Annotated in this window: 27 protein-coding genes and 5 tRNA genes; 31 read left to right on the top strand and 1 reads right to left on the bottom strand. The window is 37.7% G+C overall.

The features are described 5' to 3' along the window. The first annotated feature begins 8 nt into the window (after window positions 1-8). From E6X37_RS03145 to E6X37_RS03030, 24 genes are all read left to right on the top strand, one after another. On the top strand, window positions 9-845 hold the full coding sequence (locus E6X37_RS03145; protein ID WP_174892302.1) for a transketolase: 837 nt from the start codon (window positions 9-11) through the stop codon (window positions 843-845). Further along, window positions 845-1,777 (top strand): transketolase family protein, encoded by a 933-nt coding sequence (locus E6X37_RS03140; RefSeq protein WP_156697507.1) that lies wholly within the window; start codon window positions 845-847, stop codon window positions 1,775-1,777. The genes E6X37_RS03145 and E6X37_RS03140 overlap by 1 nt, the downstream gene beginning before the upstream one ends. Window positions 1,778-1,791: 14 nt before the next feature. After that, window positions 1,792-2,478: a cell division ATP-binding protein FtsE gene (gene ftsE / locus E6X37_RS03135; protein ID WP_004693165.1), complete on the top strand. Its 687-nt coding sequence runs from the start codon at window positions 1,792-1,794 to the stop codon at window positions 2,476-2,478. After that, window positions 2,468-3,355 carry a permease-like cell division protein FtsX gene (ftsX, locus tag E6X37_RS03130; RefSeq protein WP_012864279.1) on the top strand — a complete coding sequence of 296 codons (888 nt, stop codon included), beginning with the start codon at window positions 2,468-2,470 and terminating at the stop codon, window positions 3,353-3,355. Before ftsE ends, ftsX begins: the two co-directional genes overlap by 11 nt. A 5-nt stretch (window positions 3,356-3,360) precedes the next feature. After that, window positions 3,361-4,542, top strand: a complete 1,182-nt coding sequence (locus tag E6X37_RS03125; RefSeq protein WP_156697509.1) for a murein hydrolase activator EnvC family protein — start codon at window positions 3,361-3,363, stop codon at window positions 4,540-4,542. 1 nt (window position 4,543) lies between these two features. After that, window positions 4,544-5,683 (top strand): S41 family peptidase, encoded by a 1,140-nt coding sequence (locus E6X37_RS03120; RefSeq protein ID WP_156697510.1) that lies wholly within the window; start codon window positions 4,544-4,546, stop codon window positions 5,681-5,683. Between the two features lie 17 nt (window positions 5,684-5,700). Next, the gene (gene obgE / locus E6X37_RS03115) at window positions 5,701-6,972 is read left to right on the top strand and encodes a GTPase ObgE (protein ID WP_156697511.1); all 1,272 of its coding nucleotides are present in this window, start codon (window positions 5,701-5,703) and stop codon (window positions 6,970-6,972) included. Between the two features lie 8 nt (window positions 6,973-6,980). Next, window positions 6,981-7,265 carry a ribosome assembly RNA-binding protein YhbY gene (gene yhbY / locus E6X37_RS03110; RefSeq protein WP_004693176.1) on the top strand — a complete coding sequence of 95 codons (285 nt, stop codon included), beginning with the start codon at window positions 6,981-6,983 and terminating at the stop codon, window positions 7,263-7,265. A 72-nt stretch (window positions 7,266-7,337) separates the two neighbouring features. Further along, the gene (gene proB, locus E6X37_RS03105) at window positions 7,338-8,459 is read left to right on the top strand and encodes a glutamate 5-kinase (RefSeq protein WP_004693178.1); all 1,122 of its coding nucleotides are present in this window, start codon (window positions 7,338-7,340) and stop codon (window positions 8,457-8,459) included. Window positions 8,460-8,468: 9 nt separating this feature from the next. Then, window positions 8,469-9,728 (top strand): glutamate-5-semialdehyde dehydrogenase, encoded by a 1,260-nt coding sequence (locus E6X37_RS03100; protein WP_123137977.1) that lies wholly within the window; start codon window positions 8,469-8,471, stop codon window positions 9,726-9,728. 139 nt (window positions 9,729-9,867) lie between these two features. Then, window positions 9,868-10,482, top strand: a complete 615-nt coding sequence (gene nadD, locus E6X37_RS03095; RefSeq protein WP_118091460.1) for a nicotinate-nucleotide adenylyltransferase — start codon at window positions 9,868-9,870, stop codon at window positions 10,480-10,482. Window positions 10,483-10,485: 3 nt separating this feature from the next. Next, a complete protein-coding gene (gene yqeK, locus E6X37_RS03090; protein WP_123138064.1) occupies window positions 10,486-11,055 on the top strand; it encodes a bis(5'-nucleosyl)-tetraphosphatase (symmetrical) YqeK in 570 nt (189 codons plus the stop codon). 11 nt (window positions 11,056-11,066) lie between these two features. After that, a complete protein-coding gene (locus tag E6X37_RS03085) occupies window positions 11,067-12,188 on the top strand; it encodes an LCP family protein (RefSeq protein ID WP_156697512.1) in 1,122 nt (373 codons plus the stop codon). A gap of 16 nt (window positions 12,189-12,204) precedes the next feature. Continuing rightward, window positions 12,205-12,567, top strand: a complete 363-nt coding sequence (gene rsfS / locus E6X37_RS03080; protein WP_039964929.1) for a ribosome silencing factor — start codon at window positions 12,205-12,207, stop codon at window positions 12,565-12,567. Between the two features lies 1 nt (window position 12,568). Further along, window positions 12,569-13,477, top strand: coding sequence for a CvfB family protein (locus E6X37_RS03075; protein ID WP_039964931.1), 909 nt, complete (start codon window positions 12,569-12,571; stop codon window positions 13,475-13,477). A gap of 5 nt (window positions 13,478-13,482) precedes the next feature. Then, complete coding sequence (gene trkA / locus E6X37_RS03070; protein ID WP_118091457.1) at window positions 13,483-14,823, top strand: Trk system potassium transporter TrkA; 1,341 nt, start codon at window positions 13,483-13,485, stop codon at window positions 14,821-14,823. A gap of 12 nt (window positions 14,824-14,835) precedes the next feature. After that, window positions 14,836-16,323: a TrkH family potassium uptake protein gene (locus tag E6X37_RS03065; RefSeq protein WP_156697513.1), complete on the top strand. Its 1,488-nt coding sequence runs from the start codon at window positions 14,836-14,838 to the stop codon at window positions 16,321-16,323. Window positions 16,324-16,338: 15 nt separating this feature from the next. Next, complete coding sequence (locus tag E6X37_RS03060) at window positions 16,339-16,935, top strand: MBL fold metallo-hydrolase (RefSeq protein ID WP_156697514.1); 597 nt, start codon at window positions 16,339-16,341, stop codon at window positions 16,933-16,935. Window positions 16,936-16,985: 50 nt separating this feature from the next. Continuing rightward, window positions 16,986-17,061, top strand: a tRNA-Asp gene (locus E6X37_RS03055). Window positions 17,062-17,066: 5 nt separating this feature from the next. Beyond that, a tRNA-Phe gene (locus E6X37_RS03050) sits at window positions 17,067-17,142 on the top strand. Between the two features lie 7 nt (window positions 17,143-17,149). Continuing rightward, window positions 17,150-17,224: transfer RNA gene (locus E6X37_RS03045), tRNA-Gly, on the top strand. Between the two features lie 9 nt (window positions 17,225-17,233). Next, window positions 17,234-17,308: transfer RNA gene (locus tag E6X37_RS03040), tRNA-Cys, on the top strand. 14 nt (window positions 17,309-17,322) lie between these two features. Further along, window positions 17,323-17,411, top strand: a tRNA-Leu gene (locus E6X37_RS03035). Between the two features lie 106 nt (window positions 17,412-17,517). Beyond that, complete coding sequence (locus E6X37_RS03030; protein ID WP_156697515.1) at window positions 17,518-17,973, top strand: 2-thiouracil desulfurase family protein; 456 nt, start codon at window positions 17,518-17,520, stop codon at window positions 17,971-17,973. A gap of 94 nt (window positions 17,974-18,067) precedes the next feature. On the opposite strand, the gene E6X37_RS03025 is transcribed toward E6X37_RS03030, so the two are convergent. Then, window positions 18,068-19,900, bottom strand: a complete 1,833-nt coding sequence (locus E6X37_RS03025; RefSeq protein ID WP_156697516.1) for a phosphoethanolamine transferase — start codon at window positions 19,898-19,900, stop codon at window positions 18,068-18,070. A gap of 169 nt (window positions 19,901-20,069) precedes the next feature. On the opposite strand from E6X37_RS03025, the gene E6X37_RS03020 reads away from it, so the two are divergent. Genes E6X37_RS03020 through E6X37_RS02990 form a run of 7 tightly spaced genes read left to right on the top strand, consistent with a single transcriptional unit; the run spans window position 20,070 to window position 26,485 of the window. Continuing rightward, window positions 20,070-20,795: a segregation and condensation protein A gene (locus E6X37_RS03020; RefSeq protein WP_156697517.1), complete on the top strand. Its 726-nt coding sequence runs from the start codon at window positions 20,070-20,072 to the stop codon at window positions 20,793-20,795. Between the two features lie 12 nt (window positions 20,796-20,807). Then, the gene (scpB, locus tag E6X37_RS03015; protein ID WP_119562923.1) at window positions 20,808-21,317 is read left to right on the top strand and encodes an SMC-Scp complex subunit ScpB; all 510 of its coding nucleotides are present in this window, start codon (window positions 20,808-20,810) and stop codon (window positions 21,315-21,317) included. Window position 21,318: 1 nt separating this feature from the next. Continuing rightward, a complete protein-coding gene (locus E6X37_RS03010; protein WP_004697430.1) occupies window positions 21,319-22,047 on the top strand; it encodes a pseudouridine synthase in 729 nt (242 codons plus the stop codon). Next, window positions 22,044-23,291, top strand: coding sequence for a BaiN/RdsA family NAD(P)/FAD-dependent oxidoreductase (locus tag E6X37_RS03005; protein WP_156697518.1), 1,248 nt, complete (start codon window positions 22,044-22,046; stop codon window positions 23,289-23,291). Before E6X37_RS03010 ends, E6X37_RS03005 begins: the two co-directional genes overlap by 4 nt. 8 nt (window positions 23,292-23,299) lie before the next feature. Beyond that, window positions 23,300-23,983 (top strand): (d)CMP kinase, encoded by a 684-nt coding sequence (gene cmk / locus E6X37_RS03000; RefSeq protein WP_004693214.1) that lies wholly within the window; start codon window positions 23,300-23,302, stop codon window positions 23,981-23,983. After that, complete coding sequence (locus tag E6X37_RS02995; RefSeq protein ID WP_004697382.1) at window positions 23,976-24,596, top strand: lysophospholipid acyltransferase family protein; 621 nt, start codon at window positions 23,976-23,978, stop codon at window positions 24,594-24,596. The genes cmk and E6X37_RS02995 overlap by 8 nt, the downstream gene beginning before the upstream one ends. Further along, the gene (locus E6X37_RS02990; RefSeq protein WP_156697519.1) at window positions 24,587-26,485 is read left to right on the top strand and encodes a bifunctional 4-hydroxy-3-methylbut-2-enyl diphosphate reductase/30S ribosomal protein S1; all 1,899 of its coding nucleotides are present in this window, start codon (window positions 24,587-24,589) and stop codon (window positions 26,483-26,485) included. The genes E6X37_RS02995 and E6X37_RS02990 overlap by 10 nt, the downstream gene beginning before the upstream one ends. Window positions 26,486-26,589: the final 104 nt, after the last annotated feature.

Raw genomic sequence — 26,589 nt, 5'->3', positions numbered from 1 at the left:
AGGTCTCTATGGCTACATTAACACAAGATGTTAAACAATTAGTTCAAGAGAAGGCAAAAGCTATTCGCGTTGGTATTGTACAGTCTGTAACGGCAGCGAAATCCGGTCACCCAGGTGGTTCATTATCCATCGCCGATGTGATGGCCTTGTTGTACTATGTTGAGATGAATGTAGATCCAGCAAATCCAAAAGCTCCTAATAGAGATCGTTTTGTCCTTTCTAAAGGTCATGCAGCGCCTGCACTATACGCTACATTGGCTGAAAAAGGTTATTTCCCTAAAGAAGAACTCTTGAACTTACGTAAAATTAATCATATGTTACAAGGCCATCCTGATATGAAACACACATTAGGTGTAGATATGTCTACAGGTTCTTTAGGACAAGGCATTTCTGCGGCTTGTGGTATGGCATTGGCAGGCAAAATTGATAATGCAGATTACCGTGTATACTCTATTCTTGGTGATGGTGAGCTTGAAGAAGGTCAAGTGTGGGAAGCTGCAATGTTTGCTGGCTTTTATAAACTGAATAATTTGACAGCTTTTGTCGATTTTAACGGTCTTCAAATTGATGGTGATATTACTAAAGTTCTTTCTCCATTACCAATTCCAGAAAAGTTCAAAGCTTTCAATTGGAATGTTATTGAAGTTAATGGTCATGACCTTGATGAGCTTCATAATGCTATTGAAACTGCGAAAGCTTTCACAGAAGGCCCAACATGTATTATCATGCATACTGTAAAGGGTAAAGGCGTTGAAGAGATGGAAGGTCAAGCAGGCTGGCATGGTAAAGCACCAAGTGAAGAGCAAGGTGTAGCCTTTGTTAATGAAATTATGGGGGTGCAATAATGGGTAAAGCAACACGTGAAGCATATGGTAATGCGCTAGCTCGCATTGGTAAAGAGAATACTAATATTATCGTACTAGATGCGGATTTATCCAAATCTACTAAAACAGACACATTTAAAGCTGTGTGCCCAGAACGTTTCTTTAACGTAGGTATTGCAGAGCAAAACTTGATTTCTGTTGGTGCTGGACTTGCAGCGGCAGGTAAGATACCATTTGTATCATCTTTCTCCATGTTTGCTACAGGACGTGCATTTGAACAAATTCGCAATGCTGTATGCTATCCTAAATTAAACGTGAAAGTATGTGCTACACATGCGGGCATTACTGTTGGTGAGGATGGTGCAACGCACCAAAGTTTAGAAGATATTTCCTGTATGCGTACATTGCCAAATATGACTGTAGTGGTACCTGCTGATGAGCGTGAAACAGAGGCTGTTATCGAATGGGCTGCATCTTATAACGGCCCAGTATACGTTCGTTTGGGGCGTGCTGGTGTAGATGATGTAACAACAGAAGGCTACTCATTTGTGCCAGGTAAATCTACTATTTTGGTAGATGGTTCTGATGCTACAATTATTGCTTGTGGTGCATTAGTTGGACCTGCTGTAGAGGCATCTAAAACTTTATCTGAATCTAATATATCTGCACGTGTTATTAATATGGCATCTATTAAACCTATTGATGCTGAAGCAATTATAAAAGCCGCTGCAGAAACTGGTGCTATCGTTACAGCTGAAGAACATAATATTATTGGTGGCCTTGGTTCTGCTGTATCTGAAGTAGTAGTATCTAATAAGCCTGTACCTATGGAATTCGTTGGTGTCCAAGATACATTTGGGGAGAGTGGAACACCAAAAGAACTAATGGCAAAGTATGGCTTAACTGCCAATGATATTGTAGAAGCCGTAAAACGTGTAATCGCTCGTAAATAATCAAAGGGGATCCCATGATTGAATTTAAGAATGTTAGTAAAGTCTATGATAATGGTTCTGTTGCATTAGACGATGTGTGTTTAACCATTAACGATGGTGAATTTGTTCTCGTTTGTGGTCACAGTGGTGCAGGGAAATCAACATTATTTAAGTTATTAACGCATGAGGTAGTGCCAGATGCTGGTACTGTCATTGTTGATGACTTTGATGTTACGCGTATGAAGCGCAGTAAAATTCCTAAATTGCGGAGAAAGCTTGGCGTTGTATTCCAAGACTTCCGATTATTGCCTAATAAAACGGTAGCAGAGAATATTGCTTTTGCTCTTGAAGTTATTGAAGAAAAACCAAAAATCATTAAAGAAAAGGTGAGTCATGTATTAGACCTTGTTGGTTTATCTGAGAAGGCTAATGACTTACCAGAGGATCTTTCTGGCGGGGAACAACAACGTGTTGCTATTGCGCGTGCAATTGTTAATCGCCCAACAGTATTAATTGCTGATGAACCTACTGGTAACCTTGATCCTGATACTAGTAAGGATATTGTTGAATTGTTTAAGCATATTAACAATTTCGGCACTACCGTTATTATGGTTACCCATAATATGGATCTTGTTTCATACTTGAATAAACGCGTTATTCGTTTAAAAGACGGCCGTGTTCAAAGTGATAATATGAGAGGTGCAGAAATTAATGAAGCCTAGAACGATAAAATACTATTTTAAAGAAGCACTGAAGTCTATGAAACGTAATGGACTTATGACATTAGCGTCCATTTCTACAGTGGCTTTATCCTTATTTATGCTCGGTGTATTCCTTTGTGGTGTCATTAATTTGAATAACATGGCATCCAGTCTAGAAAATCAAGTACAGTTAAGTATTTACTTAAAGGATGGTTTAACAACTGATCAAATTATGGCAGTAGGAAAGCAAATTAAGGCTATACCTAACTTAAAGCATTTAGAATTTGTTAATAAAGAGCAAGCTATGAAGGAGTTCAAAGAACGCCTTGGTGATCAGCAACAATTGGTGAATGCTTTAGGTGATGTAAATCCGTTGCCTAACTCGTATGTGTTAACCTTTGATAATCCTAGCGATGTAAAAGCAACTGCAAAATTAGCTACGACATTCCAAGGCGTAGAAAGTACACATTATGGTCAAGATATTGTAGAAGAGCTTTTCCGCATTACGCAAGTAATTCGTATTGGTGGGATTGTATTGATTGCTTTCCTAGCAGCTGCAACACTATTCATCATTTCAAATACAATTCGGTTGACTGTATTCGCACGTCGTAAAGAAATTGCAATCATGAAATATGTAGGTGCTACTAATGGATTTATTCGTTGGCCATTTTTGATTGAAGGCATGTTGTTAGGCTTAATTGGTGCTATCATTGCCGTTCTTTGCGTTGGTGAATTTTATCACTTCATCACATTGGAAGTTTCTGAATCATTAGCATTCTTCCCTTTAGTACCAATGTTCCCATTCTTCTATGATGTAGCCCTTTATATCTTAGGTGGCGGCATAGTAGTAGGTGCTATTGGTAGTACTATTTCTTTGAAACAATACATGAAGGTGTAATGTTTATGAATAATAGTATATTTAAATCTCGCTTCGTAGTGGCAATTTTGACTGGTATAGTGGTATTGGGAACACCATTATACATCGTTGCAGAGGACGAAGATTTAACAAATCAACTTGATTCAATTCAACAACAAGTTAATCAACAAAATGCTAAAAAGGCAGATGCTGAAACTGTAATAGTAAGTGTATCCGAACAGTTACGTCAAATCGAAGAACAATTACGTCAGGCTCAGCAACAATTGGATTCTATTCAACAACAACGTATATCTGTTGAAAATGATATTACAGTGAATGAAAAATTACTTGCTGAAGCACAAAAGCGACTAGAAGGGCGAGAAGCCGTATTTTATAAGCGTGTACGTGATATTTATATTAACGGTCGTTTAAGTTACTTAGATGTAGTTATTGGATCTAAAGATTTTACAGACTTTGCTAATCGTTTAGAAATTTTAAAACGAATTATTGATTCTGATATTAAATTAATTGAGGAAATCAAAAAAGAGCGCGCTGAAATAGCGGCTCGAAAGCAAGCACTAGAACAGTCTCGTGCAAAACTAGTTGAGATTGAAAAAGCAGCTGCGGCAAAACGAGCTGAAATAGAGCAAAAGAAGAAAGAACGTGAGGTAGTTCTTCAAAAGGCTCAAAATGATCGTGCTACAGCAATGCAAGCAGTAGAAGAATTAAATGCATCTTCTGCACAGATTACAGCGTTATTGAAAGCACGTCAAGCAGAGCGTGCCGCTGCTCGTGCAGCGGCAGCGGCTCAACAATCTTCACCAACTTACTCTTGGGTACAAGGGTCTGGTCAACTTGGGTGGCCTGTAAGTGGTGAAATTACCTCTCCATATGGCTATCGTACACATCCGATTTGGGGCACTACAATTTATCATTCTGGCATTGATATTGGTGTTGATGAAGGTACACCTGTTCATGCTGCAGATGGTGGTACTGTTGCTTGGTCGGGTTGGATGGGTGGCTATGGTTATGCCGTAGTTATCGATCATGGTAATGGCATGTCTACTCTTTATGGACATAATTCTGAACTTGCTGTCTCTGAAGGGCAAGATGTGGGTAAGGGTCAAGTTATTGCCTATGCTGGTAGCACAGGCAATAGTACAGGGCCACATGTACATTTTGAAGTTCGTATAAGTGGGGATCCTGTGGATCCTATGGGATATTTATAATATGAAATTTGATACACGTACGGTGTTATGGAGTCTATTGAAATATATAGGCTCTGGCATCGTTATTATGTGGCTTACATTTTGGTACCTTTCTGGTTCATTCTGGGGTCTGCCAAGATTATTTATAGCCTATTATACTGCGAGTCAAGTTTTTATGACACCTATGGCTAAAAGTACCCTTTATGATGGTATGCTAAAGGGGTTAATTGACTCTTTGGGAGAACCGCATAGTGTTTATTTAAATGCAGAAGAATATAAGTCCATGAAAATGCAAACATCTGCAACATATGCTGGTGTCGGTATGGTCCTTGGTACTGATGATAAAGGTCTATATGCTGTTAGCGTTATGGAAGACCAACCAGCTTTCAAAGCTGGAATTAAACCTGGAGACCACATTATTGCTATCGATGGACAAGCCACTACTGAAATTCCGGTAGAGGAAGCATCTTCTCGTATTCGTGGCGAAGCAGGTACTACTGTAGCTCTTGATATTGAGCGTAATGGTGAAAAGTTGCATTTTGATATCACTCGTGAATCCATTGTTTTGCCTACTGTTAAAAGTAAAATGCTAACTAGCACAGTTGGGTATATTCGTATTAGTCAGTTTGCAGAAAATACCGCAGAAGATTTTGCCACTCAATATAAAGAGCTTCAATCTCAAGGTATGAAGGCCCTTGTCTTGGACTTACGAGATAATCCAGGCGGTTTATTATCTACTACTGAAAAGATATCTAACTATATTATGCCTCTAGGTACACTCGTAACAGTACAAAATCGATCAGGTAAAAAGGATACATATAAGTCAGATGGACCTGATGTAGCTATGCCATTGGTTGTTTTAGTTAATAAGGGCTCTGCTAGTGCATCTGAAATCATAGCAGGCGCTGTTCAAGATCGTAAATTAGGCACTATCGTAGGTACTAATACATATGGTAAAGGTACCGTTCAGACTATTTTCCCTAGTTTAGATGATGAAGGAATTAAAGTAACTATTGCTAAGTACCACACACCAAGTGATCGTGTTATTGATGGAACAGGTATTAAACCTGATGTAGAAATCGATTTACCAAAAGGTGTACATCCATCTAGTACATTAGATGATATTCAAATTAAAAAAGCATTAGAGCTATTACAGCAATAATGCATAGGAGTTAAATTATGTTTATAGATAGAGCGCGCGTCTTTGTTAAAGCTGGTGACGGTGGGGATGGTATGTCCAGTTTTCGTCGAGAGAAATACGTGCCAAATGGCGGCCCTAGTGGTGGTGATGGTGGTAAAGGTGCGGATGTTGTTTTTAAAGCTGACAAGAATATTAATACGCTTGTAGATTTTAGATATAAACGTCAGTTTAAGGCACCAGCTGGCGGTAATGGTGAAAGCTCTAATAAGCACGGTCGAGGTTCCAATCCTCTTATCATTCCAGTTCCATTGGGGACAGTAATTAAAGATGAGGAAACAGGAAAAATCTTTTGCGACCTTGTCAACGATGGCGATACCTTTGTTATTGCCAAAGGTGGTCGTGGCGGACGTGGCAATGCTCGATTCCAAACTAGTGCTAACCGTGCACCAACCTTTGCAGAAAAGGGTGAACCTGGTGAAGAATTCTGGTTACAATTAGAGCTTAAAGTATTAGCTGATGTAGGTTTATTAGGTTATCCATCTGTTGGTAAATCTAGTATTTTGCGAAAAGTATCTAAAGCTCAATCAGAGGTGGCAGCATATCACTTTACTACACTAACACCAGTACTCGGGGTAGTTACAATTTCTGGAGATCGTAGCTTTGTTTTGGCCGATATTCCAGGCCTTATTGAAGGGGCTAGTGAAGGTGTAGGTTTAGGTCACAATTTTCTACGTCATGTTGAACGTACAAATATTTTAATTCATGTTTTAGATGTATCTGGTATGGAAGGCCGAGACCCTAAGGTCGACTTTGATGCGATTAATGAAGAGTTACGTAAATACTCTGAAAAATTGGCTAATAAGAAACAAATTGTAGCTCTCAATAAGATCGATATGGTCTTTGATGACACGACGATTACCGAAACAAAAAAATATTTTGAAGACAAAGGCTATGAGGTATTTCTCATTAACGCCTTAAGTGGTGAAGGTTTGTCAGAGCTTATGGAACGAGCTTATTACTATGTAGAAAACTACGAACCAGAGCCTGAAGCAAATGATGATACAGTTGTATACGAAGCAAAACAAGATGTAGAATTTGTCATTACTCGCGGTGATGATGCTGCTTTCTACATTACTGGTAAACGTATTGAACGATTAGTAGCTATGACAAATCTTGACGATGATCAATCTCTTCGTAGATTCCAACGCATTTGGCGCTTTATGGAGCTTGATGCAAAATTGAAGGAAAAAGGCTGTAAAGACGGTGATGAAGTTGTAATCGGCGATCAGCGCTTTACTTTCCAAGAGTAGGAGTAATAATGACAGGAAAACAAAAACGGTATTTACGTTCATTGGCGGCTACAATACCACCAGTTGTCCAAATTGGTAAAAATGGTTTAGAGGATAGTGTTATAGATAGTGCTCGTGCAGCGATTACAGCACGTGAACTTATTAAGGTTAAATTACATAATAATAGTCCTGAAGATAAGACAATTTTTCAAGACTTAGCAGATATGCTTGGCGCTGAATTAGTTCAAGTGATTGGCTTTAATGGTGTTTTATATAAAGCTAAAAAAGAACCTAAAATCATTTTGCCAAAATAATTTTATAATCTAGTAAATCATAAAAATTTGTATACATCGTAGTTAAGAATTTCAACCTTAGGAGGTTAGTCTATGCGCAGCGCTATCGTTAATGCAAAACGAATTGTAGTCAAAGTTGGTAGCAGTACGCTTTGTTACACTAACGGACATTTAAATTTGGAGCGTATTGAAAGATTAGTGCGCCAATTATCAGATTTGGCTAACCAAGGTAAAGAGATTATTCTTGTTTCCTCTGGTGCTACTGGTGCAGGTCTTGCCCCTTTAGGCTTTAAAGAAAAGCCTAGAGATCTCGTATTAAAACAAGCAGCTGCTGCAGTAGGTCAAGGTATTCTCATTCATATGTACGAGCGCATGTTCCGAGAATATGGTCGCACCGTAGGGCAAATTCTTTTAACGAAAGAGGATAGTACTGGACGACATAGTTATCTTAACTTGCGTAATACATTACATACTTTATTGCAACTTAACGTTATTCCTATTATTAATGAAAATGACGTGGTTGCTATCGAAGAATTTAAAATCGGTGATAACGATACATTATCTGCTACTGTTGCAGGTATTGTAGATGCAGATTTACTTATCATTTTGTCAGATATTGAAGGCTTATATACAGCTAACCCAGCCACCAATCCAGATGCTACTTTGATAGAAACTGTTTCTGAAATTAACGATGAAACCTATGCTATTGCAGGTGGTGCTGGTTCTAATATGGGAACGGGGGGTATGTATACAAAAATTAAAGCTGCTCATATGGCAACAAATTCTGGTGTACCAATGGTTATCACCTCAGGTGAAGTAGAGGATTCTGTTCGTCGTGTATGTAAGGGTGAACAAATTGGGACACTCTTTGAAGCCCATGATGCAAGTTTATCTGGTAAACATCATTGGTTGGCTTTTGGTAAACGATTAAAAGGATCCATTACGATTGATGACGGGTGTGCTCGGGCTGTTTTAGATAAGGGTGCTAGCATTCTGCCCGCTGGTATTATTGAAGTAGAGGGGACTTTTGGACCTGGTGATACAATTTCCATTTATCATGATCATAAGGAAATTGGTCGTGGACTTATTAATTATAGTATTGATGATATGAAGGCGATTAAAGGTCACAATACAAATGATATAGCCGAGATTCTGGGTATTAATACGACCTATGATGAGGCTGTACATCGTAATAATCTAGTTTTATTACACTGAGGAAATCCTATGAACCAGTATGAAAAAATTTGTAAAGATATGGGCCAGAGAGCTAAAACGGCATCTTTTGAATTAGCCCAACTCGACCAAGAAACTTTAGATTCTGCATTGTTAGCAATTGCTGATGCTGTAGAAGCACAAACAGATGAAATTATGGCGGCTAATGAGTTAGACCTAGAAAAATCTGTTGATTATAATTTACCTCGAACTATGATAGATCGATTGACTTTGACACCTAGTCGCATTGCTCAAATGGCAGAAGGGGTGCGTCAAGTGGCTGCTCTTGAAAGTCCTGTAGGTTCCATTATAGAAACAATCACTCGGCCTAATGGTTTGATTATTGAAAAGCGATCAGTACCTTTTGGTGTTATTGGTATCATCTTTGAAGCCCGTCCAAATGTAACCATAGATGCAGGTGTTCTTTGTTTAAAGACAGCAAATGCTACAATTTTACGAGGTGGTAAGGAGGCATTTCACACGAATCAAATCATCGTGTCTATCATGCGGGATACCTTAGAGTCGTTAGGTATTAATGGTGACTCTATTCAACTCGTTGAGGTGCTTGATCGAGATCTGGTTGGAGTACTTTTACAACAACGGGAATATATTGATGTAATCATTCCACGTGGGGGTGCTGGACTTATTCGTCGTGTTGTAGAAGATAGTAGCATTCCTGTTATTGAAACTGGCAGCGGTGTATGTCATACCTTTGTTGATGAATTTGCTGATTTAGAGATGGCTTTAGAAATTGCAGTCAATGCTAAAGTTCAACGTCCATCTGTATGTAACTCTATGGAAACCTTACTAGTTCATCATGCTGTGGCTTCTGATTTTTTACCACGTCTTGATACAGCACTACAAGAATACGGTGTTCGCATTCACGGAGATGAAGCTGTAGCTCAATATATGGAAAACACAATTCCTCTAGAAGAGGATTCTTTCAACACAGAATACAATGATATGGACTTAAATGTGCGTATCGTTGAAAATCTTGAAGAAGCTATTGAACATGTGAATCGGTATACTACACATCACTCTGAGGCTATTATCACAGATGAGCCTATGCGAGCCAAGATATTTATGAATTTAGTAGATTGTTCTACGGTGTATCATAATGCATCTACCCGCTTTACAGATGGCTTTGAATTTGGTTTTGGTGCTGAAATCGGTATTAGTACACAAAAGCTTCATGCTCGAGGTCCTATGGGTTTACAAGCTTTAACATCTTATAAATATTTTGTATTTGGGGAAGGCCAAGTACGGACGTGAAGAAACTATATTATTTTATAAGGGCATACTTCAGATATCTTCAAACACCTAAGGGCCGATATGAATGGATATCCTATGGAAAGGCATTGCTCTTATTCATCATTATTTGTGTCATTGTCATTAAGGGAGTGACCGTATTATGGTAGATAAACGTCGCATAGGTATAATTGGTGGAACATTTAATCCCATTCATTTAGGTCATCTCATGATTGCAGAAGTGGCTTGTGAGAGCTTTAATTTAGAAAAGGTTATCTTTGTACCTGCTCGTATTCCACCACATAAGCAACATGATGTGATTGATAGTCATCATCGCTATGCTATGACAGCGGCCGCAGTTTTGGATAATCCCAATTTTGAAATTTCTGATGTAGAGATGCGTCGAGAGGGCCCTTCGTATACCGTTGATACGATTCAATATTTTAAAAAACTATATGGTCCTACTGTTGAATTTTACTTTATTGCAGGGACTGATACTATTCGTGCATTACCGACTTGGAAATTTATAGATGAACTGATAGATGAGGTTCATTTTATTGGAGCTACTAGACCAGATGGATCGAGTGCTATTGATTCTACTTTGGATGAATTAGGAGCTAAAGCACGGGAAAAAATACATGTTATGGAAGTGCCTGAAATGAAATTGTCTGCTACGTATTTACGAGAGCGCTTACGGTCTGGAAAGACAGTTCGTTATATGTTGCCTAAATGTGTAGTGGATTATATAGAAGAAAACCATATATATGGGAAGGAATAAATGATGTTATCGTTTGATGAAATACAACAAAGGGTAAGTCAATGGATGGGAAAAAAACGTTTTAAGCATACCCTGGGTGTTGTTGAATCTGCAACTCAGTTGGCTAAACTTTATAATGTTGATGTAGAAAAAGCACGATTAGCGGCATTACTGCATGATTGTGCTAAAGAAATGCCTTTGAAAGAGATGCAAGATTTGGTGAAGGAGAATAATTACAAAGCTGATGAAGAATTATTAGCCAATGGTAATCTTTTACATGGATTAGCAGGTATGATTCGAGCTAAACTTGAGTTTTCTATAACCGATTCAGAAATTTTAGAAGCTATTCGTGTTCATACAACTGGTAAGGTGGGAATGTCTACATTAGATAAAGTTATATTCTTAGCAGATTATATTGAACCCAATCGTGATTTCCCAGGTGTTGATGAACTTCGAACGGTAGCTAAAAAAGATCTAAATAAGGCTGTATTGCTTGGTTTTGACAATACTATTAATCACCTTATTGAGCAACATCTTTCTATTTATCCTTTGACCATTCTTGGTCGTAATGATGTATTAAAATCTTGTAAATAATGGAGTTTTATATGGACGAACGTGAACGAGCAAGAGCTCGCCGACGTAGAAAAAGACGTCAACAAAAGTCATCTGTGAAGTGGCCCAGAGTTATTCTGGCTATTGTTGTAGTTTTTACTTTGCTCGGTGGGATAGGGTATGGCATATATAGTGGTGTATCTTATGCATATAGAGCAATTGTCGGAACTACTGAAGCTACTGAAGCCGTGATAGATAGTGAAAATAAACAGGACGCAAATACTGTATCAGTAGAGCAAAAAGGCTTAGATAAACCTTTATATATTTTGGTTATCGGCACTGATGACAATAATCCTAGTCAAGGTGATAGTCTATTCCTATTATCTGTAAACCTTGATCAAAAAACGATGGACGTTATCGGCATTCCAAGTAATAGTAAAATCGATAATCGTGATCAAACCGATGCGACTATGTTAAATAGTATTTATGAAAAAGGAGGCATTGAACTTACTAAAGCTGTTATTGAGGATATGTTCCATATTTCAATACCATACTACGTGGTAGTTAATCAAGATGCTTTCAAGAAAACTAATGATGTGTTAGGGAATCAACAAATTTATGTAGAGCAACCGATGGAACATGTTGATGCAGAAGGCAATAAGGATATTGATTTACGACGTGGTTATCAAACATTAGATAGTAATAATGCCTTAGCATATTTACGATATTCTGATCCTAAACACGATACCTTTACTCGTGTGCAACGACAAGAGCGATTCTTAAAGTTGTGGGTGGAACAAGAGCATAATGCATTTTTCTTAACAAATGCATGGCATATTTGGCGTATTTGGGAGCATTTTGATAGTAATATCTCCACTTTAGATGCTATTAAACTGGTATATAATGCGAGCAAAATTAATAAGGAAGAGATCCACTTCTATATTCTTCCTGGTGAAAAAGAGCTTATAGGTGAAACGACTTATTGGAAGGTAAACCCTACGGAAGCTCAGCGTTTAGTGGGTATTACAATGGGTAATTTACCAGCTAATGAAATGACGCAATTTATATCTGCACCAACAAATAGTATGTCGAAAGTTGCACCTGAATCGGAACATAATGGGGGCACTATTACAAAGCCCACAGAACCAGGTGAGGAGAGCGGTAGTAAGCGATAAGATAAGAGGCAATATAATGAAAAAGAAAGAAGATATTAAACAAATCGTATTAGAACTTGCACAAGCTGCATTTGATAAAAAGGGCAGAGATATTGAAATTCTTGATTTAGAAGGTATTTCAATGTTAGGTGATTATTTTTTGATTGCCAGTGCAAATAATAGTAAGCAATCTCAAAGCATTGCTGATGAAATGGAAGATAAAGCAGCCGAATTAGGTATAACCGTACAGCATAGAGAAGGTTATCGTGAAGGTGAATGGATCTTATTGGATTTTGGCGATATAATTTGTCATGTCTTTGGTGGTGATGAATTGCGTGAATTCTACGGTTTAGAAGAATTGTGGAATGACGCTGGTCGAGTTCCATTTGAAGGAGTATAATATGGCTACAGAATTGTTGGAAAATACAATTGCCACATTGAAAGTATTGCGTACTAGTGACCAAGGTGCTTTTCTAGATGGTCAAACAGGCAATACAAATGATGATATTTTGCTTCATAAAGATCAACAAACTTCACCAGTTACTATAGGAGATGCGGTAGAAGTATTTTTATATCGCGATCCAAAGGGGCGTTTAACTGCTTCTATGCGTTTACCAGCTATGAAGGTTGGCCAAATTGGTTATGTTGAGGTCATCAATACGACAAATTTTGGTTGCTTCGTTGAGGTTGGCACAGAACGTGGTATCTTTATGCCTCATGCGGAGATGCGTGGTCGCCCTCAGGTAGGGGAAAAGGTGTGGGTTCGTCTTTATACAGATAAATCTGGCCGTTTTGCGGTCTCCATGGATGTAGATGATGAAATGCGTCGTGCCTCTAAAGCTGCTACTGAAGCTACGGTTGGTCAACTTGTAAAAGGTGCTATCTATAACTTAACGAGTGAGGGGGCATTTTTTATCACTCCTGAGCGTTGGATTGCCTTTTTACATCGTTCTGAAATGACGAGAAAGTTAAAAGTAGGGGAAATGATTGAAGGTCGTATTACTTTCAAACGCGATGATGGTCGTGTCAATGTATCTATGCGCCCTACAAAGGAAAAAGCTCTTGTTTCAGATGGTGATATTATTATGGAATATCTTTTAAATCGCGGTGGAAAGATGCCATATAGTGATGAGTCTTCAGCGATGTTGATTAAAGATAAGTTCAATATTAGTAAGGCTGCGTTCAAACGTGCCTTAGGGCATTTAATGAAAGAGAAAAAAATTGTTCAGGAGGATGGTTGGACATTGCTTACCGACATAGGTCGCCAATGGACACCTCTTGTTAGTGATGAGTCCCAAGATGAGGAATAAAGACGATGAAAATTGTCATTGTAGGCGCTGGTAAGGTTGGTTATTCATTAGCACAACGTCTTATTCAAGACGATCATGATGTATATGTTATCGATCGCTCACCAGAACGCATTCATAATCTTGAAAATACATTAGATGTTAGCCTAGTTTTAGGAAATGGCAGTGATGTTCAATTATTGAATGAAATCGATATGTCTGATGTTGGTATGTTTATTGCTGTTACTGATTCAGATGAGGTTAATATGCTATCCTGTTCGGTAGCTAAAATAAAAGGTGTGCCTACAACTATTGCACGCGTTCGTGATAATAGTGTGGCGGAACATATGGATGAGGAGATACGAGCTCAATTAGGTGTTGATCTTTTCATCAATCCTGAAATGGTTACAGCTCAAGAGTTACTACAAATTTTAGAAACACCATCAGCTATAGATGTTGAGGAGTTCGGTCAGGGTGCTGTGCGCCTTATGGAATTCAAATTGAATAATGAATTTCCTCTATTAGAACAGCCACTAAAAGAAATTCGCTTTCCTGAAGGTGTTCTATTAGTTGGTATTTTGCGCTATGGTGAAATGATTATTCCGCATGGTGAAAGTCGCTTACAGGCTGATGATAGTGTATTTTTTCTAGGTTTGAAAGAGTCCGTTTCTGAAGTGGAGAAACTTTGGTTCCATAATTATAATACATTCTATAAACGGGCTGTAATCATTGGGGCAGGTCTCTTAGGTCGTAACTTAACTGTATTACTAGAAAAAGCTGGTTTTTCTGTGAAGGTTATTGAAAAAGACTTTGACCGTTGTGAGAAACTGGCAAATCAAGTGGATAAAGCCATGGTTATCAATGGGGATGGTACTGATTTTGATTTGCTCGAAGCTGAGGAAATTGCTGATAGCGATGTAATTATTGCTCTAACAGATGATGATAAACTTAACTTACTTGTAGCACTTGTAGGGAAGCATATGGGTATCCAAAAGACCGTTGTTCGTGTGGGTCGGCCGGAATATATTATGCTGATGGAGCAAGTAGGTATTGATGTTGTATTTTCTCCACGTTTATTAACAGCAAGTCAAATTTTGCGCTTTGTACGAAGTGGAGAAGGGGTTGTATCTATTTCCACCTTTGAAGGTGGTAAAGCCGAATCTATCGAGATTGAAATTACCAATGAATCACCTGTGGCAGGTAAACAATTAAAAGATATTCGTTTACCTGGGAAGGCCTTGGTAGGTGTAATTTTACGGGAAAATGAAGCTATCGTACCTCGTGGTAATACTCAAATTTTAGATGGTGATCATATCGTTCTCTTTACATTACCTGAATCGGTAAGCAAATTGCTTAAATATCTTACTTAGTAAGGAGGGGTTATGCGAATTCAAATCGTTATGTCCTTAGTGGGTCGACTACTCTATATATTTGGGGTTTTTACTTTAATCCCTTTTATATACAGTGTTGTATTTGAAACTGCATATTGGTCATTCCTTATAACCACAAGCCTTTCTTTAGTTTTGGGGACGCTTTTATCTTATTACGGTTGTGAAAGTCAAAGCTTTAGTATTCGTGATGGGTTCTTAGTTGTATCCTCTACTTGGATATTCACGGTTATTTTGGGGGCTTTACCTTTTTTGGGGAGTGGCATATTGACTAATGTTTTTGATGCTTTATTTGAAGCCACTTCGGGTATTACTGCAACTGGGGCCACTATTATTTATAGTGTTGATACGTTACCAAACACATTTGTATTGTGGCGTGGTCTTATGCACTGGGTTGGAGGAATGGGGATCATCGTCCTTATCTTATCATTTTTAAAGAATTTAGGAGCAGATGCAGCACATTTCTTTAATGCAGAGGCATCTGTACCAAAGCCTGGTGTTGTAATGCCGCGTATTCAATCAATGGCTACAAAGCTTTGGCAGTTGTATATTGCCTTTACTGCTCTTTGCTTTCTTATGCTGTGGGCTGGAGGCATTGAACCTTTTGATGCGTTAAACTATGCCTTTTCTATTATTGCCACGGGTGGATTTGCACCGACATCAGCAGGGGCTTTTATTTATGAACAAAGTAATTATATTTGTTTCGTATTTATATTCTTTATGTTTCTTGCTGGTGGCAATTTCTCTGTGTATTACAATGCACTTCAAAAAGGAATTCGCGTTTTAATTAATGATTTTGAAACACGTATGTACTGGCTTGTAGTGTTTATTGGTATTGCCATTGTATCAATATCTCTAGCATTACAATCTAGCTATTCTAGTCCTTTAGAGATTGTTAGAAATGCTGCCTTTAATTTAGTTTCGCTTCAAACTGGTAGTGGTTTTGCTATTAGTGATTATGATTTGTGGCCTGCTGCAGCACAGATGATGTTATTTATTTGTACATTTTTTGGTGGTTGTAGTGGTTCTACAACGGGCGGTGTAAAAATTATACGACTTATTATTTTGATTAAGAGTTCTATAATTTATCTGCGAAAATCAATTCATCCTGATATGGTTCAAGTAGTACGTATTAATGGTAAACCGATGCCTACTAAATGGATCCAGATGACACATCAATTTTTATTTTTATATTTAATGATTTATGTGGTATCTGTTTTTCTAATGACTTGTACTGGTCTTAATACATATGATTCTATGCAAGTGGTTACGGCCTTTCTTAGCAATGTAGGACTAGGGTTTGGTGGCTTTGGTCCTACTGATTCCTTTAATGTTATGCCGGATACTGCTAAATGTATTGCTATTGTAGACATGTTACTAGGTCGTTTGGAGTTATTTACGATTTTAGTTATGCTTCACCCTCAGTTTTGGGAAGGGTATTTTATTAAAAAAGAGGTTCCTAAACGATATCGTATTCTATAGGAGGGCGGGAACTATATGGAAGTTATAAAACGTCCTCTAGGGCTTTATAAAGCAAATTGTTATGTGCTTATCAAAGAGGGAAAATCTATAATTATTGATCCGGGCTTTCATTGTAACCACATTATTGATATGGTTGCAGATTCTGAACCCATAGCAGTTTTATTGACACATGGTCATTGTGATCATGTGTCAGCCTTGGATGAAGTGTGTACACATTATAATATTCCCGCTTATTTACATCCTTTAGATCAAGAGTTGTTACAGTTAATTCGACGGAGACCAAGTGTATATAAGAAAAAAATGTATACACATTGTAATGATTTAGTAGAGGGGCAATTAAATTTAGATCCTTTTGATATATTAGTTCATCATACACCTGGGCATAGTGCGGGATCGGTTTGTTTAGAAATTGAAGGGTATCTATTTACTGGTGATACCTTATTTAAGCAAAATGTGGGAAATACAGATACTTATAAAAGTGATCCAGCTGATTTGATTAAGAGTTTGAAATATCTTTTAACTTTGTCCAAGGATTTGATTGTTGAGCCAGGACATAGGGAATCTACCATATTAAAAAATGAGGAAGAATTTATTAAAAATATTGTAGTATAGTGTTGACAAAAGTCCTGATAACCGATATACTAAGCAAGTACTTTGGTTACGGCCCCGTGGTGTAGCGGTTAACATGTCGCCCTGTCACGGCGAAGATCGTCAGTTCAAATCTGATCGGGGTCGCCATTTATGCCTCGGTAGCTCAGTTGGTAGAGCAACGGACTGAAAATCCGTGTGTCGACAGTTCGATTCTGTCCTGAGGCACCATTTATATGCGGGAATAGCTCAGCGGTAGAGCACCGCCTTGCCAAGGCGGGGGTCGCGAGTTCGAATCTCGTTTCCCGCTCCAATTTTATATGGCGGCATAGCCAAGCGGTAAGGCAGAGGTCTGCAAAACCTTTATTCCCCAGTTCGATTCTGGGTGCCGCCTCCACAATCGTTACCCATGCCGGGGTGGCGGAACAGGCAGACGCAACGGACTTAAAATCCGTCGGTTGGAAACAACCGTACCGGTTCGATTCCGGTCCTCGGCACCAATTAAGACTAACTTAGGGTTAGTCTTTTTTCTTATATACAATTAAAACGATTTGTGAAAATTATTACTATAAGTTACGTATAAATATATAAGAGATAGATAAATCTATGAATAAGAAACCTAAGTTATTAATTAGTGAATGCCTATTTGGTGTACATTGTCGATATGATGGCAAAGACAATTATATAGAAACGATAGAGGCTCTAAAGGAATATTATGAATTAGTACCTGTATGTCCGGAAGTGTTAGGGGGACTTAGTACGCCTCGTGATCCTGCTGAGCGGCAGGGTGAACGTATATGTACTGTTAATGGAGCTGATGTTACCGATGAGTTTGTAAGAGGTGCTCAACTAACAGTTGATATTGCACAAAAATATGGTTGCAAGCAAGCTTTGATGAAGGCGAAAAGTCCTAGCTGTGGATATAAGCGCATTTATGATGGAACTTTTACTAGAACACTGAAAAATGGCCATGGATGTACTGTAGAGGCTCTACTTGAAAAGAATATAACAATTTATACTGAAAATGATATAGAGCTTTTACTTGCAGAAAAAAAGAGATGAGTTTAACTCATCTCTTTTTGATTATATCAAGTTATTTTACTAGTAAAATAACTCAATATAATAGAAAAATAATGGCTACAATATTAATTAAAGACTACTTGTTTGCATTAACAGGATCATTTGCTAATGGTTGTTCACCAAGTAATGTAGTTAAGTTATGTAGATTAAATCGATATTGAGCATTACTAAAATCTCGTGTTGCATCATATCGTTGACTTGAAGCATGCATGAGACCAACTAATGTATCGTATAGCAAATCATTAGTAAAGAATTGATGCTCGTGTTTTGCAAGTACCTCAGCAGTCTGTGGATAGGTTGAGCGATATTGTGGAGATAGGTATACCCAGAATGGAATATGTGTCATAACAAAATCAAATGTATCAGGGTTATGCGATTTGTCTAAACTTTCACCGTGATCGGAGAAATACACCATGGCTTGTAAGTTTAATTTGTCTTTGCCATAATTGTAAATTTGTTGTAATAACCAGTCTGTGTATAATTGGCTGTTAGCATATGCTTCTTGACCATCAGGATACGGACCTTGTTTCCACTTGCTAAATTCATGAGGGTAACGGTCATTGTAATAAATATGACTACCCATAATATGTATAACGATAAAGTTGTTTTTGGTAGGATCTACAGTTTCTAATAATGGCAATAGAGCTTCATCATATCGATCTGAGAATGCATAAGATTCATGGGCCCATTTTGTTGTGTCTGCAGTTTTAGCCATTAATGAAATAGCTGTATCATATTCACCGAATACACCTTGATTGCTAAACCAAGAAGTCGTGTATCCCGCTTTTTTAGCAATATCTAAGATATTGGCTGAATCAAGAAATGGTTTATCATCATATTGATTTCGTTCAGATAGTGCACGCTCCAAGGTTGGTACTGTTTGTACGTACGATGAATAGGCATTATCAAAGAAGACAAAGTCTTTATTGTCCGAACGCATATTGCCTTGCCATGGAGTATCGTCATATGGGAAGTTTGGATTATATACTTTCATATAATCTCGAGAACTAGATTCTCCAATGACTAGAATAATAGTACCAGGTGTTTTGTTCACCGCTGTTTCCTTTGTGTCTAAATTAAAGGAATCAAATACTAAGTGGTGATTATCATTATATTGTTGCATTTGTTTTACATAATCGCCTGCAGCAATCCAGTTCGCCACAATACAGGTTTGTGGGAACAAGAAGAATGGTACATATACTAAAAAAGCTACAAGGGATGCGATAAGCATAGCTGAGCGCATAGGGCGTGTAGTATTTAAGTTTACTACTGCTTTCATCCCTAAGTTAGACCAGTACAATAAATAAGTCCATAAGATAAGACCAATACTTATTGCTATAAGACCAGGTATTCCAGCTGCATTCTTTAAAAAACCAAATGCTTCTTCTGGATTGGTCATATATACGGCTAGCAGACTGGCTGGCGTTAAGCAATGCCAAGTAGTCATGTAATAGCCAATTTGTAAGAATGGTATTAAGCTCAGAATCATGGAAATGATAGCCATGATTAAGGATGTTGTTTTATGGAAGCGATTTGTTTGGTTCAGTAAAAACTGAATGCCTGATAATCCCATGAAAATTAATAAGCCAAATAAAAAATCATTAGCAAATTCATAGAAGTATAATGGCTTCACATAGGACCAATGGAATAAAAGAGGAAAGGTAAGTGCCCATAAGATTCCGACTAGGCCATACCCTAAAAAAGGCCTGTGGAAAACGGTACACCCCATAAAATATTGAAATAAAAAGGTACCTACAATTGTTGGTACAGCTAAAATCGTAATATCCTCTACATCAAGCCCTAAGGTTATGGGCTCATAAATTAAAAATAAGATGATATATAAAACAATACCTATAATACCAAAGCGAAAAATTGGATTTCGCCCAATTTGCCTCACACTCGATGACATAATAAATCCTCTCTAAAAGGAATACACAATAACGTATCTTTTTTTAATATAAAATAATTACAATAATAAAGATAGCAGATGAGTGTAAAAAAAACAATTATTTGAAAGTACTACTATAAATGCTTTATAATTATATAGTTAAAAACATTTTTTCTGAGGATTGGGTTTTATGGGAGATTATAACTACAAGTTGGACGTTTTTGAAGGTCCCCTTGATCTGCTCTTGCATCTCATTGAAAAACATAAAATAGAAATTACCGATATTCCTATCGTTGAAATAACGAGTCAATACTTGGCATATCTAGACAATTGGAACCATTTTGATATTCATTATAGTAGTGAATTTCTTGTTATGGCATCTACCTTATTACAGATTAAATCACGCATGTTATTACCTAAGGCTGAACCTGAGCCTGATGAAGCAGAGGATCCACGTGACGAGTTGGTAGCAAAATTAGTAGAATTTAAGAAAATTAAGGATATTACATCTCTATTAATGGAGCGTACCGCTGTATCTGCGAATATATTTAGTCGTCCTGAAGAAACGAGTGTGATTGGATTAGATAGTGTATATAATTTGGAACTTTCACAGTTATATCAAATTTTTTATCAAACTATAAAACGGGCTAAAGAGTTACCAGAAGAAGAGACGATTCGTGAGGTAAAGGTTGAAAAGGATACGTATAGTTTAGAGGACATGATTATATCCTTGTCTAGTCGTATACATCGTGGCGAATGTTTATATTTTAGGGAATTATTAGTAGCAATTGAAACGAAAAGTGGTATGGTAACCATCTTTATGGCTGTTTTAGAATTATTAAAACAACAAGTTATGGAAATGCGCTATGAAGATGATGATATTATATTCACTGCTACCTTAGAGAGGGCCGTGTAGAAAGGGGGCTATATGAGCTTACCAACGATGCATTTAGAAGCCGTTTTGTTTTCATCGGCAAAGCCTATATCGATAGATATGTTAGCAGAAGTGTTTGGGCTTTCCACAGAGGAGACACAAAAATATATAGAAGAATTACAACGAGAACTAGAAGAACAGAATCGAGGTATTCGAATACGTATATCTGGAGCCGGTGTTGAATTAGTCAGCGCTGTTGAATGTGCTGATTATGTTGGTCATATTCGTAAAAGAGAAGATAAATTATCTAATGCGGCCATGGAAACATTAGCTGTTATCGCTTATAAGCAGCCTATTACAAAGGCTGAAATCGAAGAGGTTCGCGGTGTAAATAGCGATAAAATTATAAAACAATTATTGACTCGATCTCTTATAGCTGAATTAGGTCATAAGGATACTGTAGGTAGACCGATTCTATATGGCACGACTGATGAATTTTTGAGAAGTGCTGGTGTAGAATCGATAGAAGCCTTACATCAAGAAGTTTCGGAAACAGAAGGATAGCATGGAACGATTACAAAAATATATTGCCAGTTGTGGTATTGCATCACGGCGTAAGGCAGAAGAACTAATTACAGAAGGTAAAGTACAGGTCAATGGTCGCAAGGTAACCGAATTAGGGGTCAAAATTAATCCACAAAAAGATAAGGTTAAGGTTAATGGCCAATTATTGGCCCAAGAGAAACCAGTATATTATTTGTTAAATAAGCCAAAGGGGGTCATTACATCTGTGTCTGACCCTCAAGGTCGAGAAACGGTTTTAGATTATATAAAAAATGAAACGAAACGAATTTACCCTATTGGTCGTCTCGATTTATATACAGAAGGTTTGTTACTGCTTACGAATGATGGAGAGTTGGCACAAAATCTAACGCACCCATCTAAAGGCGTGGAAAAGACTTATGAAGTTCGTATCAAAGGTCGTGTTCGCGATGATGATTTACAAATTATTGCAAATGGTGTAGAGCTTGAAGATGGTATAACTGCACCTGCAACAATTGTAGATTTAGGTTTTGATGATCATAATGGTGTACATGAAGTAGAAATTACAATTCATGAAGGTCGTAATCGTCAAGTTCGTCGTATGTTTGAACACTTTGGCTACCGTATTCATAATTTAAAACGTATTGCGTATGCTGGTCTTACTTTAGGTGGTGTGAAACGAGGCGCTTCTCGTCAACTAACAATTCGTGAAGTAAAAGCGCTAAAAGCATTGGGGACAGATAAGGCATGAAGCAAATCATAGTCATTGGCGGTGGTGCGGCAGGTCTAATGGCAGCTGTTATAGCAGGCCGTGAAGGAGCACGCGTCATCTTATTGGAAAAAATGAATATGGTTGGTAAGAAAATGGGCATTACCGGTAAAGGTCGCTGTAATATTACGAATAGTGCAGATATGGCCGAATTTATAAAAAATACGCCTGGTAATGGTAAGTTCTTGTACGGTGCTTATGAACGCTTTAGTAATGAAGATCTTCTGGACCTATTGCATAGCTGGGGGTTAAAAACTAAAGTAGAACGTGGGGGACGAGTGTTTCCTGAATCCGATTCTGCATTAGAAGTACGCAATATCTTTATGAAAATCCTAAAAAAGTATAATGTTCAAGTTCATTTAAATGAACCTGTTACATCGATTTCTGTACAGGAAAATCGTGTAGTTGGTGTTACAACGGATAAGGAACAATATGCTTGTGATGCTGCTATTATTTGTACTGGTGGTGCATCTTATCCATTGACAGGCTCTACTGGTGATGGTTACGTTTTAGCCGAAAAAGTGGGACATACTATTACTGATATTCGTCCATCCTTGGTTCCTATCGTTACAAACGAAACGTGGGTAAAGGAAATTATGGGGCTTAGTCTTCGTAATGTTGAGGTTTCCGTAATTTCTAAAAGTAAGGTACAAGCTAAACAATTTGGGGAAATGATGTTTACTCATTTTGGCCTTACGGGGCCTACAATTTTATCATTAAGTCACACGGTAGGTAAGTTGCTTCGTAAGAAAAATCCTCAAATTACTATTGAAATTAATCTTAAGCCTGCCTTGACTGCAGAAGTATTGGATAAGCGCTTGCAAAAGGATTTTGATTTATATTCTAAAAAACAATTGGCTAATGGGATGAAGGATTTACTACCTGTAAATCTTATTCCCATTGTTATAAAGCTTGCTGAGTTAAATCCGGCTAAACCAATTAATCAAATTACAAAGGAAGAGCGTTTGCGCTTATGCCATGTATTGCAACATATGACAGTAACTGTTAAGGAATTACGACCTGTAGCGGAAGCTATTGTTACAGCAGGTGGTATTTCATTAAAAGAATTTAATCCTAAAACTATGGAGTCTAAATTGATTGGTGGTTTATATGGTGCTGGTGAAGTACTAGACATAGATGCTTTTACAGGAGGCTATAATTTACAAGCTGCCTTTTCCACAGGCTATGTGGCGGCCATGCATGCCGTACACGGTGATGAAGAATAGAGGTTATTATGAACACTAAAAAAATTGCCATTGCTATTGATGGTCCTGCTGGGGCTGGTAAAAGTAGCATTTCTAAAGTAGTGGCCAATGAATTAGGGTATTTATATATCGATACAGGTTCCATGTATCGCGGTGTTACATGGGCAGTTCTTGATAGTCAAATTGATGTTAAGGATCAAGCTGCTGTAGAAGCTTTATTACCTTCTTTAAATTTGACTTTAGAGCCTACTGCAACAGCATGCAAGGTCTATATTAAAGGAAAAGATGTTACATCATTAATTCGCCAGCAGCAAATTAATGATAATGTATCGACTATAGCTTCTTATAAAGGGGTTCGACAATATTTGGTAGAACGCCAACAAGAGATGGCCGCCGTTGGGGGAGTTATATTAGATGGACGTGATATCGGTTCTGTCGTATTACCTAATGCAGAGCTAAAAATTTATTTAACCGCTTCTGTAGATGCGCGGGCAAAACGTAGATGGTTAGAAGTACAAGGTACATCAAACGAGCAAACACTAGACGAAATTAAAAAGAATGTTGTTAGTCGTGATGAAATGGATAAAAATCGTGAAGAGTCTCCACTTGTATGTGTTGAAGATGCAGTAGTTGTAGACTCTAGTAATATGAATTTTGATGAAACTGTGGCATATATATTGAATTTAGTACAGGAGACAATCAATCATGAATAAATTTTCTACCTGGTTATGGCGTACCGCTTTTTGGCTTCGCTATAAAGTAGGGTATGGATTGAAAGTATATGGTCGCGATAATTTTCCAATGGAAGGGCCTGTTATCGTGGTGCCTAATCATTTAAGTAATAACGATCCCCCTATCTGCGGCTATGCTTTGCCTAGACATGTACACTTTATGGCTAAACAAGAATTATTTGTGAATCCCATTTCACGTTTTTTTTGTACATGGCTTGGTGCATTTCCGTTAAATCGCGGTGCTATTGATAAAGTTGCTATTCGTCATGCCATGGGACTACTTAAAGATAATAAGGTTTTAGGCATATTTGCAGAAGGTAACCGTCAAAAAAGTGGTAAGCTTGGTAAATTTCATGATGGTGCAGCATCAATTGCTCTTAGAACAGCGGTTAGCATAGTGCCTGTTGCTATCATTGGCTCTCACAATATGGAACGTAATAAAGTGGCTTGTATTATTGGTAAACCGATTCCAGTTGAAAAAGCTAAAGCGACTCCAGAAGCGATTCAAAAAGTAAATGATAGTGTTAAAAGTGAAATCCAACGAATGATAGATTCTTATCATAACAATTGTATAGAGGAGACTTTATGGAAATAATTTTGGCTAAAAACCATGGTTTTTGCTATGGTGTAAAACGGGCTGTTGAAATGGCAAATGAAGCTGCAAATAACGATGGTAAAAGCTATACATTAGGTCCTATTATTCATAATCCTCAAGTTGTAGGTCGTCTTGAAGACAAAGGGGTAAGCCCTGTTCAAGAAGTGTCTGATATCGCTGAAGGCACAATGATTATTCGCTCTCATGGTGTAGGACCTGCTATTTACGAAGAGGCAGAAGAAAAAGGATTACATGTTGTGGATGCCACATGTCCACATGTAAAAAAAGCACAGCAAGATGCAAAGTCTGTTATAGATGAAGGTATGACTTTGGTGATTTTGGGAGAAAAAAACCATCCTGAGGTCAAAAGCATTAATTTATGGGCAAATAACGAAGGAATAATCATCGAAGATGAAGAATCCGCCCAAAAACTACAAATTGTGGAAAAAATGGGCGTTGTTGTACAAACAACCTTTTCACAATTCAAATTTAACAGTATAATAGACATATTAGAGAAAAAATCTAAGAATCTTAAGGTTTTCAAAACGATATGCAATGCAACGCAAGAACGACAGAATTCTGCCGTTGATTTAGCACGTAATGTAGATCTTATGATAGTGATAGGCGGTAAGAACAGCGGCAACACAAACCGATTGGCAGAGGTTTGTCGTGACGTTGGATGTACAACATATCACATTGAAACTTCTACTGAATTACAACTGGAATGGTTTGACCGAGTACAGACGGTAGGAGTAACAGCAGGAGCATCGACTCCCGACTGGATTATTAAGGAGGTCATTGAGACAATGAAAGATTTTGCAGAATTATTAGCAGCCGAAGGTCAAGAAGAATTTAAGAAAGGGAATGTTGTAGAAGGTACAGTAGTTCAAGTCGAAGATGAACGAGCTTATGTATCTTTTGGCTACAAAACTGAAGCCATTTTGAACAGAACTGAAATTTCTTATCCAGCACCAGAATCTGCCAAAGATGTGTTAAAAAATGGTGATGAAATTAAAGCAGTTATCATGAATCACATCAAAGAAGATAATCCTATTTATCTTTCCATGACTCGCTTGGCTAAAGATGAAGATTGGCAATATGTTATCGAAGCACAAGAAAAAGATGAAGCTATCGTATGTAAAGGTATTGATGCTATCCCAGCAGGTTTAGTAGTAACAGTTAAATCCCTTCGTGGTTTCATTCCATTGTCCCAAGGTGATGTTCATTTCGTGAAATCCTTGGACAACTTGGTTGGTACAGAATTTGAAGCTAAAGTACTTGAAATCGATGAAAAGAAAAACCGTTTGGTTCTTTCTCGTCGTGCAGTATTGGAAGTGGAACGTCAAGCTAAATTAGCTGAAGCATTGAAAAATATCAACGTTGGCGAAAACTATAAAGGTATCGTTCGTAAAATCATGCCTTATGGTGCATTCGTAGATATCGGCGGTATTGAAGGTTTACTTCACATTTCCGATATTTCTTGGCAAAAAATCAAAAAAGTGGAAGATGTTCTTTCTGTTGGCCAAGAAATCGAAGTTAAATTACAATCCTTCGACGCTGAAAGCAATAAATTATCCTTGTCCTTAAAAGCTTTATCTAAGAGCCCATGGGACGTTGCTGAAGAAACATTGCATGTTGGCGATGTTATTAACGGCAAAGTTGTTCGTTTAGTAGCTTACGGTGCATTCGTAGCTGTTAATGACGACATCCAAGGTTTACTTCACATTTCTCAAATTACAAAACAACGTAATGCGAAAGTTGAAGATTACTTGAATCGTGGTCAAGAAGTTGAAGTTAAAATCATTTCTCTTAACAAAGATGAAAAGAAATTGGGTTTGGCTTTGACTGAATTGATGGAATCAAAAGAAACTGCAGAAGACGCTGAATAATTCATTGTCTAATAAAAGGCTAGCCAAGGTTTCCTTGGTTAGCCTTTTTGCGTACTTTACTTAGAATATGATAAAATATAGTAATGTATTAGATTAGATAATGA

The organism is Veillonella parvula (assembly GCF_032550495.1).
In the GTDB taxonomy this organism is placed as follows: Bacteria; Bacillota; Negativicutes; order Veillonellales; family Veillonellaceae; genus Veillonella; species Veillonella parvula_G.
The sequence above is the reverse complement of the archived record's forward strand: the minus strand, read 5'-3'. Positions and strand labels throughout refer to the sequence as shown.

Excerpts from the sequence above, each read along its gene's own strand:
- E6X37_RS03145 (WP_174892302.1), top strand. The coding sequence starts at position 9 with ATGGCTACATTAACACAAGATGTTAAACAATTAGTTCAAGAGAAGGCA.
- scpB (WP_119562923.1), top strand. The coding sequence starts at position 20,808 with ATGAGCTTACCAACGATGCATTTAGAAGCCGTTTTGTTTTCATCGGCA.
- nadD (WP_118091460.1), top strand. The coding sequence starts at position 9,868 with ATGGTAGATAAACGTCGCATAGGTATAATTGGTGGAACATTTAATCCC.
- ftsX (WP_012864279.1), top strand. The coding sequence starts at position 2,468 with ATGAAGCCTAGAACGATAAAATACTATTTTAAAGAAGCACTGAAGTCT.
- E6X37_RS03025 (WP_156697516.1), bottom strand. The coding sequence starts at position 19,900 with ATGTCATCGAGTGTGAGGCAAATTGGGCGAAATCCAATTTTTCGCTTT.
- E6X37_RS03075 (WP_039964931.1), top strand. The coding sequence starts at position 12,569 with ATGGCTACAGAATTGTTGGAAAATACAATTGCCACATTGAAAGTATTG.
- obgE (WP_156697511.1), top strand. The coding sequence starts at position 5,701 with ATGTTTATAGATAGAGCGCGCGTCTTTGTTAAAGCTGGTGACGGTGGG.
- E6X37_RS03125 (WP_156697509.1), top strand. The coding sequence starts at position 3,361 with ATGAATAATAGTATATTTAAATCTCGCTTCGTAGTGGCAATTTTGACT.
- E6X37_RS02995 (WP_004697382.1), top strand. The coding sequence starts at position 23,976 with ATGAATAAATTTTCTACCTGGTTATGGCGTACCGCTTTTTGGCTTCGC.
- trkA (WP_118091457.1), top strand. The coding sequence starts at position 13,483 with ATGAAAATTGTCATTGTAGGCGCTGGTAAGGTTGGTTATTCATTAGCA.
- E6X37_RS03120 (WP_156697510.1), top strand. The coding sequence starts at position 4,544 with ATGAAATTTGATACACGTACGGTGTTATGGAGTCTATTGAAATATATA.
- E6X37_RS03060 (WP_156697514.1), top strand. The coding sequence starts at position 16,339 with ATGGAAGTTATAAAACGTCCTCTAGGGCTTTATAAAGCAAATTGTTAT.
- yhbY (WP_004693176.1), top strand. The coding sequence starts at position 6,981 with ATGACAGGAAAACAAAAACGGTATTTACGTTCATTGGCGGCTACAATA.
- E6X37_RS02990 (WP_156697519.1), top strand. The coding sequence starts at position 24,587 with ATGGAAATAATTTTGGCTAAAAACCATGGTTTTTGCTATGGTGTAAAA.
- ftsE (WP_004693165.1), top strand. The coding sequence starts at position 1,792 with ATGATTGAATTTAAGAATGTTAGTAAAGTCTATGATAATGGTTCTGTT.
- E6X37_RS03010 (WP_004697430.1), top strand. The coding sequence starts at position 21,319 with ATGGAACGATTACAAAAATATATTGCCAGTTGTGGTATTGCATCACGG.
- E6X37_RS03020 (WP_156697517.1), top strand. The coding sequence starts at position 20,070 with ATGGGAGATTATAACTACAAGTTGGACGTTTTTGAAGGTCCCCTTGAT.
- cmk (WP_004693214.1), top strand. The coding sequence starts at position 23,300 with ATGAACACTAAAAAAATTGCCATTGCTATTGATGGTCCTGCTGGGGCT.
- proB (WP_004693178.1), top strand. The coding sequence starts at position 7,338 with ATGCGCAGCGCTATCGTTAATGCAAAACGAATTGTAGTCAAAGTTGGT.
- yqeK (WP_123138064.1), top strand. The coding sequence starts at position 10,486 with ATGTTATCGTTTGATGAAATACAACAAAGGGTAAGTCAATGGATGGGA.
- E6X37_RS03100 (WP_123137977.1), top strand. The coding sequence starts at position 8,469 with ATGAACCAGTATGAAAAAATTTGTAAAGATATGGGCCAGAGAGCTAAA.
- E6X37_RS03005 (WP_156697518.1), top strand. The coding sequence starts at position 22,044 with ATGAAGCAAATCATAGTCATTGGCGGTGGTGCGGCAGGTCTAATGGCA.
- E6X37_RS03140 (WP_156697507.1), top strand. The coding sequence starts at position 845 with ATGGGTAAAGCAACACGTGAAGCATATGGTAATGCGCTAGCTCGCATT.
- rsfS (WP_039964929.1), top strand. The coding sequence starts at position 12,205 with ATGAAAAAGAAAGAAGATATTAAACAAATCGTATTAGAACTTGCACAA.
- E6X37_RS03030 (WP_156697515.1), top strand. The coding sequence starts at position 17,518 with ATGAATAAGAAACCTAAGTTATTAATTAGTGAATGCCTATTTGGTGTA.
- E6X37_RS03085 (WP_156697512.1), top strand. The coding sequence starts at position 11,067 with ATGGACGAACGTGAACGAGCAAGAGCTCGCCGACGTAGAAAAAGACGT.
- E6X37_RS03065 (WP_156697513.1), top strand. The coding sequence starts at position 14,836 with ATGCGAATTCAAATCGTTATGTCCTTAGTGGGTCGACTACTCTATATA.